Source organism: Cupriavidus sp. 01T418 (genome assembly GCF_056398885.1).
This window is the reverse complement of record NZ_JBFTQG010000014.1, coordinates 80,262-93,190: the sequence shown is the minus strand read 5'-3', so window position 1 is coordinate 93,190 and position 12,929 is coordinate 80,262. Positions and strand designations below refer to the sequence as shown.

The window sequence follows — 12,929 nt, the reverse complement described above, 5'->3', positions numbered from 1 at the left end:
CCGGATTGCAGGTCGATTGACATGATGGTCGGCGCGATTCTTATCACGGCAAGCTTTATCAAAATACCACGAAGATTGAGATTTAGTTGTGGCAATGTTTTCTGCTGCCATGACAGCGCTTGCAAGCGAAATCAGTTTATTTAACTTTTAATCGGAGACTAATAATGAACTTTCTTGACGGCCACCTGTATCCCGAAAACCAGCAACCCCTGGTTATTACCGCTGCGCCATATGCGCCGGGTTATTTGCCTTCAGACTTCCCTGAGGACATCCCCGTATCCATGGAAGCACAGATCCAAAAGGCCGTGGATTGTTATAACGCAGGCGCAACCGTGCTGCATCTGCATGTGCGCGAAGCGGATGGCAAGGGCAGCAAGCGCCTGTCCAAGTTCAACGAGTTGATTGCCGGCGTGCGCAAGGCCGTGCCCGAGATGATTATCCAGGTGGGGGGCTCCATCAGTTTTGCCCCCGAAGGCGAAGGCGAAGCCGCCAAATGGCTGAGCGACGACACCCGCCACATGCTGGCCGAACTGGATCCCAAACCAGACCAGGTAACCGTTACCGTCAACACGACCTTGATGAATGTTACCGAGCACGCCGAAGACGCAGACTACGCGGGCCTTTCGCGGGGGGTTCCAGCCTACTACAGCGCATACAAGGAGATGATCGTTCCCTCTGGTCCGGGTTGGGTGGAGGAGCATATTCGCCGTCTTAGCAAGGCAGGTATCCAGAGTGCCTTTCAATGCTACAACATCAACAGCTTCGAGACGGTGGAGCGGCTGATGCGCCGCGGCATCTACAAGGGCCCGCTGGTAATGAATTGGGTAGCACTCAGCGGCGGCTTTGACAAGCCCAGTATCTATAGCCTCGCCAATATCGTTCGCGATGTGCCAGATGGCGCCATGCTGACCGTGGAAAGCAACCAGCGCAACGTGCTGCCGGTGAACATGATGGGTATCGCCATGGGCTTGCATGTGCGCTGCGGCATTGAAGACGGTGTCTGGAACCAGCAGCGCAACGGTAAGGCTAGCAGTGTGTCTCAGATCGAGCAACTGGTGCGTATTTCGCGCGAGTTCGGCCGTCCTATCGCAAGTGCCAAGGAGGCACGTGAGATCTGCAAGATCGGCGTGTTCTATGACACCGTCGAGGAAACGCTGGAAGCGAACGGCTTTGCCCCCAATCGTAAGGGCGGAACCCAGGGGTATCTGCTCAAGACGGCCTGAGGGCTCAACTCAACTCAACTCATCATCCGATTCCCGGCTGCGTCATTGCTACGGGCGGAGCGAGGCAGCATGCTGGTTTTTACCAACGTGCTGCCAGGCATTTGCTGTAAGAGAGCCATGGTGCATTCTTTAGCCTTGAGCAAAAAAAAATGCACTGTGGCATCTCAAACACGGCCTCGATGAGGCGAACGAAATGCGAAAGCGGTCTGCGCGGGCGTCCACGCATGCTCGCGCACCAGACTCTCACTCTCAAAGGAGAATGGCTATGCAGGTCGAACGATTGACTTGTTCCATCGGCGCCGAGGTGTCAGGCGTCAATCTCGGTGATGTATCGCGCGACGCGTCGTTGTTCGCCGAGATCAAGGCGTTGCTGCTCGTGCACAAGGTTCTGTTCCTGCGCGACCAGGACATCACGCGCGCCGAGCACCTTGCATTCGCGCGCCGGTTTGGCCAGCTTGAGGATCATCCGATCGTCGGCAGCGATCCGGAGCATCCGGGCCTCGTGCAGATCTACAAGTCGCCGGACCAGCCGCTCGACCGCCGCGAGAATTCGTGGCACACCGACGCGACGTGGCGCGTGGCGCCACCAATGGGCGCGGTGCTGCGCTGCGTCGAGTGCCCGGACGTTGGCGGCGACACGATGTGGGTGAACATGGCACTCGCGTATGAGCAATTGCCGCAGCACGTGAAGGACGATATCGCTGATCTGCAAGCAAGCCACAGCATCCAGTCGAGCTTCGGCGCTTCGATGCCGATCGAAAAGCGTCTGGCGCTGAAGGCACAGTACCCGGACGCCGAGCATCCGGTGGTGCGCACGCACCCGGAGACGGGCGAGAAGGTGTTGTTCGTCAACAGCTTCACGACGCACTTTGTCAATTTCAAGACGTCCGCGCGCGTGCGCGTCGGGCAGGACGGCAACCCGGGCTCCGGCCAGTTGCTCGCCTATCTGATCAGCCAAGCCTATATCCCCGAATACCAGGTCCGCTTCCGCTGGAAGAAGAACAGCGTCGCGATCTGGGACAACCGCTGCACCCAGCACTACGCAGTAATGGATTATCCACCCTGCGTCCGGAAGATGGACCGGGCGGCGATCATGGGCGACCGGCCGTTCTGAACCCGGGACCTTCGCCGGCACAGCGTCGGCGGACCGCACACACACATCGGCCCCCGTTCATATAGGCCGACGGCGGCGTCCCGCCGTCCCGCCGTCCAAACAGACGACTAATGTGTTCGACAATTGGCCTGAAGGCGGCCTCGTTGATCTCGGTCAGGCGATGGGCCTCCACGGGGGGCCGGGCTCGATTGCATTCGAAGCCCAGGTGCCGACTGGACTGGAGCGTTGCGCCAATTTGGATGTCTTCTTCTCTATGCCAGGTGATCAGGTGGTCGGTGTCGAGAGCAAGTTCACCGAATGGCTAGACGCCAAAGATGTCGGTCCGGGTGAGGCATTCCGTCCTTTCCGCGGTCAAACGATCGTTCTCGCATAGCCAGGCACCAGTGTGTGCTAAAGCACAGTGACCAAGCCCATTTCAGATTACGGTAAACCAACCCCGATATGGGGACCTGAGGAATTCAGCCATGAAACTATTTCGCATTGCTGTCTTGGCGTTCGTGCTCGCAGGATGTGCCACGAACCAAAGCACGCCAAGCAGTGCGCAGGCGTCGCGAACAGAAAGCTGTAAGGTGACGTCAGAGCAGGAGATTGCGGCGTTGTTTGATCGATGGAATCGGTCACTGCAGACAGGTGATCCACACAAGGTGGTGGCCAACTATGCGGAACGGTCAATTCTCCTTCCGACGGTATCCAACAAGCCTCGCTTGACAGTCGCAGAGAAAGAGGACTATTTCCATTATTTCCTACAAGATGGTCCGTCTGGGAAGATAGACTTCCGTAGCGTTGAACTGGGATGCAATTCTGCTGTTGATTCCGGGCTCTACACATTCACCTTCGCACGAACGGGAGCCGTCGTTAAGGCCCGCTTTACCTACACCTATCGCTGGGATGGTGCGCAATGGCTAATTACAAGCCATCACTCGTCGGCCATGCCGGAGAAGATGTAACTGACGCGTAAGCCCCAGTTTCTGAGGGCAGGGCTTGCATCATTGCCGCTAGCTGCTTCGACGTGCCGCCTTCCAGGATGATGCCCTGATTTGCCAACCGCGCAACCAGGTCCGGCGATGCAACGGCCTTTTGCACCTGCGTGTTGAGCCGTTCCACGATCTCTTTCGATGTGCCGGCCGGCGCAAGTAGCGCGAACGCTTAACTGTCCGGGCCTGGCCTTGGCCAGCGCGACCAGTTCCTTGACCGAATTCGCCGGGATCGAAGGGTTCACGACCAGCATATGGGGTACATGGCCTACGTCCTTGTTCATGCAATGCTCCAGTTCAGTAGGTTGTCCGCGTCCACAGTCACCATGCCCCGGGAACCAGCCGGGCCGCGGTTGAGGTTCAGTCAGAGCCAACAGAGCCGCCGGATCACCGGGCTCCACGCGTGCCATCAGCCGCTGGAAGTGTCAGGTCCCAAGGCCTGATCCCTGCCGCTGCCTGCCTTGTCAATCCAGGGCATCGCTCCTCGGCTTGACCGGGTCCCTGGCAGGCGGCTGCGCGTCGTCGCAGGTTGCGTGGCACAGCGTGCAGGAGACAAGCTCGTCCGCGATTTGCTCGGGTGTCAGCGGCCCGCGGGGGCTGTACCAGCCTACTGTGCCGTGCAGGGCGCTGAGGAAGAAGCGGCAAGCCATCGCATCGGCGCGGTGGGTCAGGCCAGCGTCCTTGAGGCGCACAAAGGCGGCCTGCCACAGCGCCTCGAAGCGCTGCCGGAGGGCCAGAATGGCCTCAAGCTGCTCGCCTTCCAGGTAGCGCCATTCGTCTGCCACTAACGGCACCACGCTGCTCTGGGTTTCCAGCAGGCGCCCGAGGTGAGCACGCGCCAGCGCGTGGAAGTAGTCCAGGGCGGTCATTGCCTCTGCGTCGATCGCCTCCAGGTCCGCCAGACAGCCCCGCAAGCCTTCCTCGACACCGGCGAACAGCAAATCCTGCTTGCTGGCGAAATGATAGAAGGGGCTGCCCGCCTGCATATTGGTGGCCCGGGCGATGTCGCGCATGGTGGTGCCGTGGTAGCCCTTCTCCTTGAACAGCACCGCCGCTGCGATGACCAGGTCATTGCGGCGGTTGACGTCGTTGATGTCCTCGCGTTTGGGTCGCGCCATGTGTCCTTCTGCCGGTTCGTGGTTAGGCGCCATTCTAGACGAGGCCCCGCAGGCACCTCGCCCGAACTGCGGCCGCGGGCCGCAGGCGTAGTCGTTGTCTGGTGCGTTTCCAGTATTGTAGATCATTAAAAACCAATCACTTGATTTTTTAATGGCAGACATCTAGACTTTGTCGGACAGCAACCCGGAGCCAGGCGCTGAGCCTGGCCGCGGCGGCAAGCCATTCCGAAGGAGGAGACCAATGACGGACATTTTCCGCGCCGAACGCAGCAGGCATGTGCTCACGCTGACATTCGGCGCAGCCGACACGCGCAATGTGATGAATGAGGCGTGGTTTGCCGCGCTTGAGCAGCAGCTATACGAAGCGCAGCGGGATGCGCAGACCAGGGTGGTGGTGCTGTACGCGCAAGGCGATGCCTTCTGCGCTGGCGGCGATCTGCATGGCTTCCAGGCCGGTCCGCTGCCGGAAGGGTATTTGCGTTCGGCCTTTGCCCGTCTGCTGGCGCGTCTGGACGATTTCGACAAGCCCATCGTTGCCGCCGTGCACGGCAACGCCATCGGCGGCGGCACCACACTGCTGCTGCATTTCGACTTTGTCTTCGCCGCCGAGGGCACGAAGTTCCAATTGCCGTTCACCAGGCTGGGCCTGGTGCCGGAGTTCGGCTCCAGTTACCTGTTGCCGCTGCACGCCGGTATGCGCCTGGCGACCGAGCTGACCCTGCTCGGCCAGCCCTTTGACGCGCTCACCGCACAGCGTGCCGGCATCGTGAACGGCGTCCTGCCAACGGACCAGTGCATGGCCCGCGCCGAGGCAACGGCGGCGGCCCTGGCCGCGCTGCCGCCCGCGGCCATGCGGGCGAGCAAGCGTTTGCTCAAGTCAGGGCATCGCGCTGGCCTGTCCGCTGCCATGGCGGCGGAGGCCAAGGCGCTGGAGACCGGCCTCGCCTCGGCCGAAATGCAGGAGGCGATTGCCGCCTTCTTCGCCCGGCGCCAGCCCGATTTCTCCCGTTTTTCCTGAGTGCCAAGGAGTTCCGCAAGATGTCTGAACCGATTCTGATCGAGCGCAGGGACAGCGTGCTCTGGCTCACGCTCAACCGCCCCGAAACCCACAACGCACTGAACCGCGCGATGACCAGCCAACTGGTCGACGGGTTCCGCAGCGCCGCTGCCGACGACACCATCCGCGCGGTGGTGCTGACCGCGGCCGGAGACCGCACCTTCTGCGCCGGCGCCGACCTGAAAGACCGCGGCACCGACAGCGGGTTCGCCGCGAGCGGGGCGGAGAACCCGCTGGTGCAGGTCTATCGCGCCATGCGCGCCTGCCACAAGCCCATCGTCGGGCGCATCAATGGCGCCGCTCTGGGCGGCGGCCTTGGGCTGGTTTCGGCCTGCGACCTGGCGCTGGCCGCGGATCACGCTCGCTTCGGCATGCCGGAAGTCAGGGTGGGGCTGTTCCCGATGATGATTACCACCTACCTGGTCCGCCAGTTGCCGCGCCGCCGCTATTGGGAGATGGCCTTCCTTGGCGAGCCGCTCAGCGCAGGGGAGGCCGAGCGCTACCACCTGATCAACCGCGCGGTGCCGGCCGCCGAGATGGACCGCCACGTCGCCGATGTCCTCGCGCGGCTCGAAGCCAATTCGCCCAACGCGCTGCGCGTGGGCAAGCAGGCGCTCGACCTGATGCAGGACATGTCGATCGACCAGACCCTCGCCTACGCGGAGTTGGTGATCGAGCGGCTCGCCGGCAGCGACGAGGCGCGCGAAGGCATGGCCGCCTTCGCGGAGAAGCGCAAGCCGCGCTGGGCGACCGGAGGGGAGAGCCGTCATGGCTGAGCGCAAGGTTGCCATCGGCTGTTCCTCCGGCTTCTGGGGCGACAGCGCGCAAGCCGCGGCGCAACTGGTCGGCAGCGGCCGGATCGACTATCTGGTATCGGACTATCTGGCCGAGATCACTATGTCACTGCTCGCACGCGCCAGGGCGAAGAACGCCGAACTGGGCTATCCCCCGGATTTTGTCGAGACCCTGGCGCCGCTGCTGCCCGCCATCGCGGCGCGCGGCATCCGCGTGGTGTCAAACGCCGGCGGCATCAACCCGCGCGCCTGCAGGCAGGCGCTCGCACAGGCGGCGCAAGAGGCCGGCGTGGCGCTGCGCATCGCCGTGGTCGAGGGCGACGACCTGCTGCCGCGCATCGATGAACTCAAGGCCCTCGCGCCCACGGAAATGTTCACGGGGGCGCCGCTCCCCCAGCGCCTCCAGAGCTGCAACGCCTATCTGGGTGCGCGTGCCATCGCCACCGCGCTCGATGCCGGCGCCGATATCGTCCTGACCGGACGTTGCGTGGATTCTGCGGTAACGCTGGGCATCCTGATGCACGAATTCGGCTGGCGCGATACCGACTACGACCTTCTGGCGGCCGGCAGCCTCGCCGGCCATGTCATCGAATGCGGCCCGCAATGCACGGGCGGCCTGTTCACCGACTGGGCCGAGGTGCCGGGCTGGGAAGACATGGGCTATCCCATCGTCGAGTGCTTGGCCGACGGTGCCTTCACGGTGACCAAGCCGGCAGGCACCGGCGGCCTGGTCAGCCCCGCCACCGTGGCGGAGCAGATCGTCTACGAGATCGGCGACCCCGCCGCCTACATCCTGCCTGATGTGGTGTGCGATTTCACGCAGGTGAAGCTGGCGCAGGAGGGCCCCGACCGCGTGCACGTGAGCGGCGCCCGCGGCCGCGCCCCGACGCCGACCTACAAGGTCAGCGCCACCTACGCCGACGGCTGGCGCGTGATCGCCACCATGATGGTGGCAGGGCGCGACGCCGCGGCCAAGGCGCGCCGCATGGGGCAGGCCATTATCGAGCGCACGCGCCAGCTCAACCTGGCGGCCGGGCGCGCGGATTATCGCGAGACGTCGGTCGAGGTGATCGGCGCCGAAGATACCTATGGGGCGAGTGGCCGCTTTGCCGCTTCCGCCCGCGAAGTGGTGCTGAAGATCGGCCTGCGCCACGACGATAAGACCGCGCTGGAGGTCTTCGGCCGCGAGATGACACAGGCCGGCGTAGCCATGGCGCAAGGCACTACCGGGCTGTTCGGCGGACGGCCGTCGCCGTCGCCGGTGGTGAGGCTGTTCTCCTTCCTGCTCGACAAGCGCCGGGTGCCGGTGCAGGTTGAGCTGGGCGGCACCGCGACCGCCGTGGCGGTCGCGGCCGGCCAGCCGCTGGAACGGCGGGAACCGGCTGTGCCGGCCGACGAGCCTGCCCCCGCGGATGCCGTGGAAGTGCCGCTGATCGCCCTCGCCTGGGGGCGCAGCGGCGACAAGGGCAACGACGCCAATATCGGCGTCATCGCGCGCCGCCCGGAGTTCCTGCCAGTGCTGCGCCGCGAACTGACGACGGAACGGGTCGGCGCCTTCTTCGGCCACTACGTTTGCGGCGCCGTGCAACGCTGGGAGCTGCCGGGCTTTCACGCACTGAATTTCCTGCTGGCCGGGGCGCTGGGCGGCGGCGGCATCGCCTCGCTGCGCTACGACCCGCAGGGCAAGAGCTACGCACAGATGCTGATGGACCTGCCGGTCCGCGTGCCGGCCGCCTGGCTCGCGGCGCAAGGGCCGCTCGCGCTGTACGCGGTGGGCGCCAAGTCAACGAACGCAAAGCAGAACGGAGCCTAGCAACCATGCCATACATCAACACGGTGCTGATCGCCAACCGCGGCGAGATTGCGGCGCGCATCATCCGCACTTGCAGGCGCCTGGGCAAGCGCGCGGTGATCGTCTATCACGCGGCGGACCAGGACTCGCTCGCGGTGCGCCTGGCTGACGAGGCCTATCGCATCGACGGGCCGACGCCCGTGGCCGCCTATCTGTCGATCGATAACATGCTCGCCGCCTGCCGCGCCACCGGCGCCGATGCGGTGCATCCCGGCTTTGGCTTCCTGTCCGAGAACGCGGAATTCGCCCGCGCGCTCGACGCCGCAGGCATCCGCTTCATCGGCCCCGGCGCGAACGCCATCGATGCCATGGGCGACAAGATCCGCTCCAAGCGCCTCGCCACGCAGGCCGGGGTCAACACCATTCCCGGCTATGACGGCGAAATCCGCGATGCCGGCCATGCGCTCGACGTGGCAACCACGATCGGCTTTCCGGTCATCCTGAAGGCCAGCGCCGGCGGCGGCGGCAAGGGCATGCGCGTGATCCACGACGCGGACCCGGCAACCTGCCGTGCCGCCTTTGAGCGCACCACCAGCGAGGCGCTGGCCGCGTTCGGCGATGCGCGGGTGTTCCTCGAAAAATACATCGAACGGCCGCGCCATATTGAGATCCAGGTCCTGGGCGACAGCCACGGCAACATCGTTCATCTCGGCGAGCGCGAATGCTCGATCCAGCGTCGCCACCAGAAGGTAATCGAGGAGGCGCCTTCGCCGTTCGTCCACGAACCGCTGCGTCAGGCAATGGGTGCCCAGGCAGTAGCACTGGCCAAGGCGGTCGGTTATGCGTCGGCAGGTACCGTCGAGTTCGTGGTCGATGCCTCTGGCGCGTTCTACTTCCTGGAAATGAACACGCGAATCCAGGTGGAGCATCCCGTCACCGAGATGATCACCGGCCTGGATATCGTCGAGCAGCAGATCCGCATTGCCGAGGGCGAGCCACTGGGCTTCCGCCAGGACGAGGTCCGGCTGAAGGGGCATGCCATCGAGTGCCGCCTGTGCGCCGAGGACGCCGAGCGCGATTTCATGCCGGCCACCGGCAAGCTGCGGGTATTTCGCCCGCCGGAGGCAGACGGCTTCCGTCTGGATGCAGGTGTGCAGGAAGGCGACACCGTGACATCGGCGTTCGATCCCATGCTGGCCAAGCTGATCGTGCGCGGCGCTAACCGTGCCGAGGCGATCGAGCGGATGCGCGCCGTGCTGGAGCAGACAGTGGCCCTCGGCGTCACCACCAACGCCGCCTACCTCGAACGCGTGCTGGCCCATCCGGAGTTCGTGGCCGGCAATACCTGCACCAGCTTCCTGGAGGAGCACAAGGCGGCGCTGCAGGTGCCGGCGCCCACGCCGGAACAGGCTGCCGTGGTCCTTGCCGCGGCATTGCTGACCAACCGCACACTGACCGATGCACGCTTTGCGCCGCCCGCGGTGCATGGCGCCATGCGTACCTGGAGGAACTGATGAAGCTGACAGCGGAACTAGGCGCCGGCGCGCGCCATCAGGTCGCGCTGGTGCGCGATGCCCGTGGCGGCAGGGTCGAAGTCAACGGCGTCGTATTTGACGTAGTGATGGAGAACAATCCGGACGGCGCGCTGGGGCTCACGCTGGACGGCCACACCCATGCCGTCTGGGTCGCCCAGCATGGCGAGACTGCCTATGTGCATGCCTTCGGGCGCGCGTGGACCGTCACGCTGCGCGATCCGGTCCGGGGCGGCGGTGCGGACGCGGACGAGGGCGATATCTGCGTGGCCCCAATGCCGGGCACCGTGATCGAGGTCGCGGTCGCCGTCGGCGATCGCGTGAGCGCGGGGCAAACCATGATCGTGATCGAGAGTATGAAAATGCAACTTAACCTGGAAGCGGCCCGCGATGGCGTGGTCGCGGAAATTCCCTGTGCAAAGGGTGACTTGTTCGACCGGGACGCGTTGCTGGTGCGGCTCGAAGCAGGGAAGGAGTAAGCATGCGCCGCATCGAATCCCGTATCAATACACGTTCCGAGGGCTTCCAGGCCAACCGTGCGCACAACCTGCGCGTGCGCGAGGAATTCCTGGCGATGATGCAGGACGTCCGCCACCACCGGCCGGAGCGCGACATCAAGCGCCTGCGCGACCAGGGCAAGCTGCTGGTGCGCGAGCGCCTGGACTTGCTGCTGGATCCCGGCACCCCGTTCCTGGAGCTCTCACCGCTCGCTGCCAATCATGCCAAGTACGACGCGCACATCAAGGGCGCCGGCGTGGTCTCCGGCATCGGCGTGGTCAACGGCCGCGAAGTCATGGTGCTGGCCAACGACAGCACCATCAAGGGTGGTGCGGTCTATCCGCTCGGCGCAAAAAAATCCATCCGCGCGCTCAAGATCGCACTGGAGAACCGTCTGCCGATCGTGCACCTGGTCGACAGTGCAGGCGCTTACCTGCCCATGCAGATGGACATCTTCCATGAGGGCGGCCATATGTTCTACAGCCAGTGCCGCCTGTCGGCCGCCGGCGTGGAACAGGTCGCCGTGGCCTTGGGTCATTGCACCGCAGGCGGAGCCTACGTCCCCACGCTGTCCGACTACTCGATCATGGTGCGCGGCTCCAGCGGCGTTTTCCTTGGCGGCCCGCCGCTGGTCAAGGCCGCCACCGGCGAAGACATCAGCGCAGCCGAACTGGGCGGCGCGGATGTGCACACGCGCATCTCGGGTACGGCCGACTACGCAGTTGACTCGGAAACCCAAGGCATCGCGCTGGCACGCGAAATCGTGGGCACGCTGCGCCGCGGTACCAAGCAGACGGTGGACAGGCGTGAGCCGGAAGCGCCCTACTACGATCCCGATGAACTCTACGGGATCATTCCCGACGACATCAAGAAGCAGTTCGACATGCGCGAGGTCATCGCGCGCCTGGTCGACGGCAGCTTGTTCCATGAATACAAGCCCGACTACGGCACCACGCTGGTGTGCGGCTACGCCTACCTGTGGGGCTACAAGATCGGCATCCTCGCCAACAATGGCGTGCTGTTCAGCGAGGCGGCGCAGAAGGCCACCAACTTCATGCAACTGTGCGACCGCGACGGCGTGCCGCTGCTGTTCCTGCACAACATCACCGGCTTCATGATCGGGCGCGACTACGAGCATCGCGGCATTACCAAGGACGGCGCCAAGATGATCATGGTCCAGAGCAATGTGCGCGTGCCCAAGTTCAGCGTCCTGTGCCATGCCTCCTTCGGCGCCGGCAACTACGGCATGGCCGGGCGCGGCTACGATCCGCGCTTCCTGTTCGCCTGGCCGCATTCGCAGTGCGCGACCATGGGTGCGGAGCAGGCCGCCAAGACGCTCTCGCAGATCAAGATCGCCGCGCTCGCACGCGAAGGAAAACTGCCCGATCCCGCCGAGATCCAGGCCATCCATGACCAGATCCACCACGACTTCACCCGTAGCAACAGCGTGTACTACCAGACCTCCGAGCTGCGCGACGACGGCGTGCTCGATATGGTCGATACGCGTAATGCGCTTGGGGTTGCGCTGTCAGCCTCGCTCAACGCGCCGTTCGGCGAGCGGCAGCAAGGCATTCTGCGCATCTGAAGTGAATTCACCAGGACAGGAGACACGATGACGACTTCGACTTCACAGTTCGAACTCTCCACCGAGCAGCGAGAAATCTACGAACAGGCCTTCCGCTTTGCCAAGGCGGAGCTGGCGCCGTTGCTGCCACGCATGGACGACGAGGATTGGTATCCCGAGCAACTGATGCCCATGCTCGGCAAGGCCGGCTATCTCGGCATCACTGCGCCACCGGAGTATGGCGGTTCCGGCATGGACCTGTTTTCCGCCGGCATGGTGGCGGAGGCGTTCGGCTACTGGAACGCCAACGCCAGTTTCATCTGGGGGCCGCACGAAAACCTCTGCCTCAACAACATCCTGCGTAACGGCAACGCAGAGCAGAAGCAGCGCTACCTGCCGCGCTTGTGCTCGGGCGAATGGGTGGGGGCGTTGGCGCTGACCGAACCGGGCGCGGGCTCGGACGCGCTTGACGGCATGCGCACCACGGCCCGCCGCGATGGCGACAACTACGTGCTCAACGGCCGCAAGATGTTCATCTCGAACGGCCCGGTGGCCGACGTCATTCTGGTCTACGCCAAGACCGATCCTGCGCTGGGCGCCAAGGGCATCTCGGCCTTTATCGTGGAGAAGGATTTTCCCGGCTTCAGCGTGGCGCAGAAGCTGGTCAAGATGGGCTGGCGCGGCTGCCCCACCGGCGAACTGGTGTTCGACGAATGCCGGGTGCCGGCCCGCAACCTGATCGGCAGCGAGCATCGCGGCGTGGCGGTGGTGATGAGCGGGCTCGATCTCGAGCGGGCCTTCCTGGCCATGCCATGCATCGGCTCGGCGCAGCGCTGCCTGGACCTGTCGCTCGACTATGCCAACACACGGCAGCAGTTCGGCAAGCCGATCGGTTCGTTCCAGATGGTGCAGGCGATGCTGGCCGACATGTACACCGAACTGGAGGCGGCGCGTGCGCTGGCCTATCGCGCGCTGATGGCGTGCAACGTGCTGGAGCAAGGCGGCGGCGGGCGCGGCGACTTGCACAAGCTGTGCGCGGCGTCGATCCTGCGGGTCGGGGAGATGCTGCTCCATGTGACCGACAAGGCAGTGCAGATTCACGGCGGCACCGGCTTCATCTGGGAGACCGAGGTCAACCGCCACTACCGCAACGCCAAGCTCGCCACCATCGGCGGCGGCACCAGCGAGGTCCGCCGCATGATCATCGCTGAAGAATTGCTGCGCGCCGCCCGCTGACCCGCACCCGTAACCAGCCGCTTTCGA

13 protein-coding genes are annotated in these 12,929 nt (G+C 64.3%); 11 read left to right on the top strand and 2 right to left on the bottom strand.

The genetic code is table 11. The features are described 5' to 3' along the window. The first annotated feature begins 164 nt into the window (after window positions 1-164). The 4 genes from AC1DQ3_RS16610 (at window position 165) to AC1DQ3_RS16595 (ending at window position 3,284) form a co-directional block, all read left to right on the top strand. Window positions 165-1,223 (top strand): beta-keto acid cleavage family enzyme, encoded by a 1,059-nt coding sequence (locus AC1DQ3_RS16610; protein ID WP_477121260.1) that lies wholly within the window; start codon window positions 165-167, stop codon window positions 1,221-1,223. A gap of 265 nt (window positions 1,224-1,488) precedes the next feature. Further along, a complete protein-coding gene (locus AC1DQ3_RS16605; RefSeq protein ID WP_477121259.1) occupies window positions 1,489-2,337 on the top strand; it encodes a TauD/TfdA dioxygenase family protein in 849 nt (282 codons plus the stop codon). A gap of 112 nt (window positions 2,338-2,449) precedes the next feature. Beyond that, window positions 2,450-2,710 (top strand): hypothetical protein, encoded by a 261-nt coding sequence (locus AC1DQ3_RS16600; protein WP_477121258.1) that lies wholly within the window; start codon window positions 2,450-2,452, stop codon window positions 2,708-2,710. A 91-nt stretch (window positions 2,711-2,801) separates the two neighbouring features. Continuing rightward, window positions 2,802-3,284 (top strand): DUF4440 domain-containing protein, encoded by a 483-nt coding sequence (locus tag AC1DQ3_RS16595; protein WP_477121257.1) that lies wholly within the window; start codon window positions 2,802-2,804, stop codon window positions 3,282-3,284. On the opposite strand, the gene AC1DQ3_RS16590 is transcribed toward AC1DQ3_RS16595, so the two are convergent. Together AC1DQ3_RS16590 and AC1DQ3_RS16585 are read right to left on the bottom strand one after the other, a co-directional pair. Next, window positions 3,254-3,595, bottom strand: coding sequence for a hypothetical protein (locus AC1DQ3_RS16590; protein WP_477121256.1), 342 nt, complete (start codon window positions 3,593-3,595; stop codon window positions 3,254-3,256). The two genes, AC1DQ3_RS16595 and AC1DQ3_RS16590, sit on opposite strands and share 31 nt — an antisense overlap. 180 nt (window positions 3,596-3,775) lie before the next feature. Continuing rightward, on the bottom strand, window positions 3,776-4,429 hold the full coding sequence (locus AC1DQ3_RS16585) for a TetR/AcrR family transcriptional regulator (RefSeq protein WP_477121255.1): 654 nt from the start codon (window positions 4,427-4,429) through the stop codon (window positions 3,776-3,778). 241 nt (window positions 4,430-4,670) lie between these two features. On the opposite strand from AC1DQ3_RS16585, the gene AC1DQ3_RS16580 reads away from it, so the two are divergent. The 7 genes from AC1DQ3_RS16580 to AC1DQ3_RS16550 are packed head-to-tail and all read left to right on the top strand — an operon-like array spanning window position 4,671 to window position 12,902. Continuing rightward, window positions 4,671-5,447, top strand: coding sequence for an enoyl-CoA hydratase/isomerase family protein (locus tag AC1DQ3_RS16580; protein ID WP_477121254.1), 777 nt, complete (start codon window positions 4,671-4,673; stop codon window positions 5,445-5,447). 20 nt (window positions 5,448-5,467) lie between these two features. Further along, entirely contained in the window at window positions 5,468-6,262 is a 795-nt protein-coding gene (locus AC1DQ3_RS16575; RefSeq protein ID WP_477121253.1) for an enoyl-CoA hydratase-related protein, read from the top strand. Next, window positions 6,255-8,093 (top strand): acyclic terpene utilization AtuA family protein, encoded by a 1,839-nt coding sequence (locus AC1DQ3_RS16570; RefSeq protein ID WP_477121252.1) that lies wholly within the window; start codon window positions 6,255-6,257, stop codon window positions 8,091-8,093. The genes AC1DQ3_RS16575 and AC1DQ3_RS16570 overlap by 8 nt, the downstream gene beginning before the upstream one ends. A gap of 5 nt (window positions 8,094-8,098) precedes the next feature. Then, complete coding sequence (locus AC1DQ3_RS16565; RefSeq protein ID WP_477121251.1) at window positions 8,099-9,586, top strand: acetyl-CoA carboxylase biotin carboxylase subunit; 1,488 nt, start codon at window positions 8,099-8,101, stop codon at window positions 9,584-9,586. Continuing rightward, a complete protein-coding gene (locus AC1DQ3_RS16560) occupies window positions 9,586-10,083 on the top strand; it encodes an acyl-CoA carboxylase biotin carboxyl carrier protein subunit (RefSeq protein ID WP_477121250.1) in 498 nt (165 codons plus the stop codon). The genes AC1DQ3_RS16565 and AC1DQ3_RS16560 overlap by 1 nt, the downstream gene beginning before the upstream one ends. A 2-nt stretch (window positions 10,084-10,085) precedes the next feature. Continuing rightward, window positions 10,086-11,687 carry an acyl-CoA carboxylase subunit beta gene (locus AC1DQ3_RS16555; protein WP_477121249.1) on the top strand — a complete coding sequence of 534 codons (1,602 nt, stop codon included), beginning with the start codon at window positions 10,086-10,088 and terminating at the stop codon, window positions 11,685-11,687. 27 nt (window positions 11,688-11,714) lie between these two features. Then, window positions 11,715-12,902: an acyl-CoA dehydrogenase family protein gene (locus AC1DQ3_RS16550; RefSeq protein WP_477121248.1), complete on the top strand. Its 1,188-nt coding sequence runs from the start codon at window positions 11,715-11,717 to the stop codon at window positions 12,900-12,902. Window positions 12,903-12,929: the final 27 nt, after the last annotated feature.

Bases quoted from the DNA above. Each gene is read 5' to 3' on its own strand.
- AC1DQ3_RS16610 (WP_477121260.1), top strand. From the start codon at position 165: ATGAACTTTCTTGACGGCCACCTGTATCCCGAAAACCAGCAACCCCTG.
- AC1DQ3_RS16605 (WP_477121259.1), top strand. From the start codon at position 1,489: ATGCAGGTCGAACGATTGACTTGTTCCATCGGCGCCGAGGTGTCAGGC.
- AC1DQ3_RS16595 (WP_477121257.1), top strand. From the start codon at position 2,802: ATGAAACTATTTCGCATTGCTGTCTTGGCGTTCGTGCTCGCAGGATGT.
- AC1DQ3_RS16590 (WP_477121256.1), bottom strand. From the start codon at position 3,595: ATGAACAAGGACGTAGGCCATGTACCCCATATGCTGGTCGTGAACCCT.
- AC1DQ3_RS16585 (WP_477121255.1), bottom strand. From the start codon at position 4,429: ATGGCGCGACCCAAACGCGAGGACATCAACGACGTCAACCGCCGCAAT.
- AC1DQ3_RS16580 (WP_477121254.1), top strand. From the start codon at position 4,671: ATGACGGACATTTTCCGCGCCGAACGCAGCAGGCATGTGCTCACGCTG.
- AC1DQ3_RS16575 (WP_477121253.1), top strand. From the start codon at position 5,468: ATGTCTGAACCGATTCTGATCGAGCGCAGGGACAGCGTGCTCTGGCTC.
- AC1DQ3_RS16570 (WP_477121252.1), top strand. From the start codon at position 6,255: ATGGCTGAGCGCAAGGTTGCCATCGGCTGTTCCTCCGGCTTCTGGGGC.
- AC1DQ3_RS16565 (WP_477121251.1), top strand. From the start codon at position 8,099: ATGCCATACATCAACACGGTGCTGATCGCCAACCGCGGCGAGATTGCG.
- AC1DQ3_RS16560 (WP_477121250.1), top strand. From the start codon at position 9,586: ATGAAGCTGACAGCGGAACTAGGCGCCGGCGCGCGCCATCAGGTCGCG.
- AC1DQ3_RS16555 (WP_477121249.1), top strand. From the start codon at position 10,086: ATGCGCCGCATCGAATCCCGTATCAATACACGTTCCGAGGGCTTCCAG.
- AC1DQ3_RS16550 (WP_477121248.1), top strand. From the start codon at position 11,715: ATGACGACTTCGACTTCACAGTTCGAACTCTCCACCGAGCAGCGAGAA.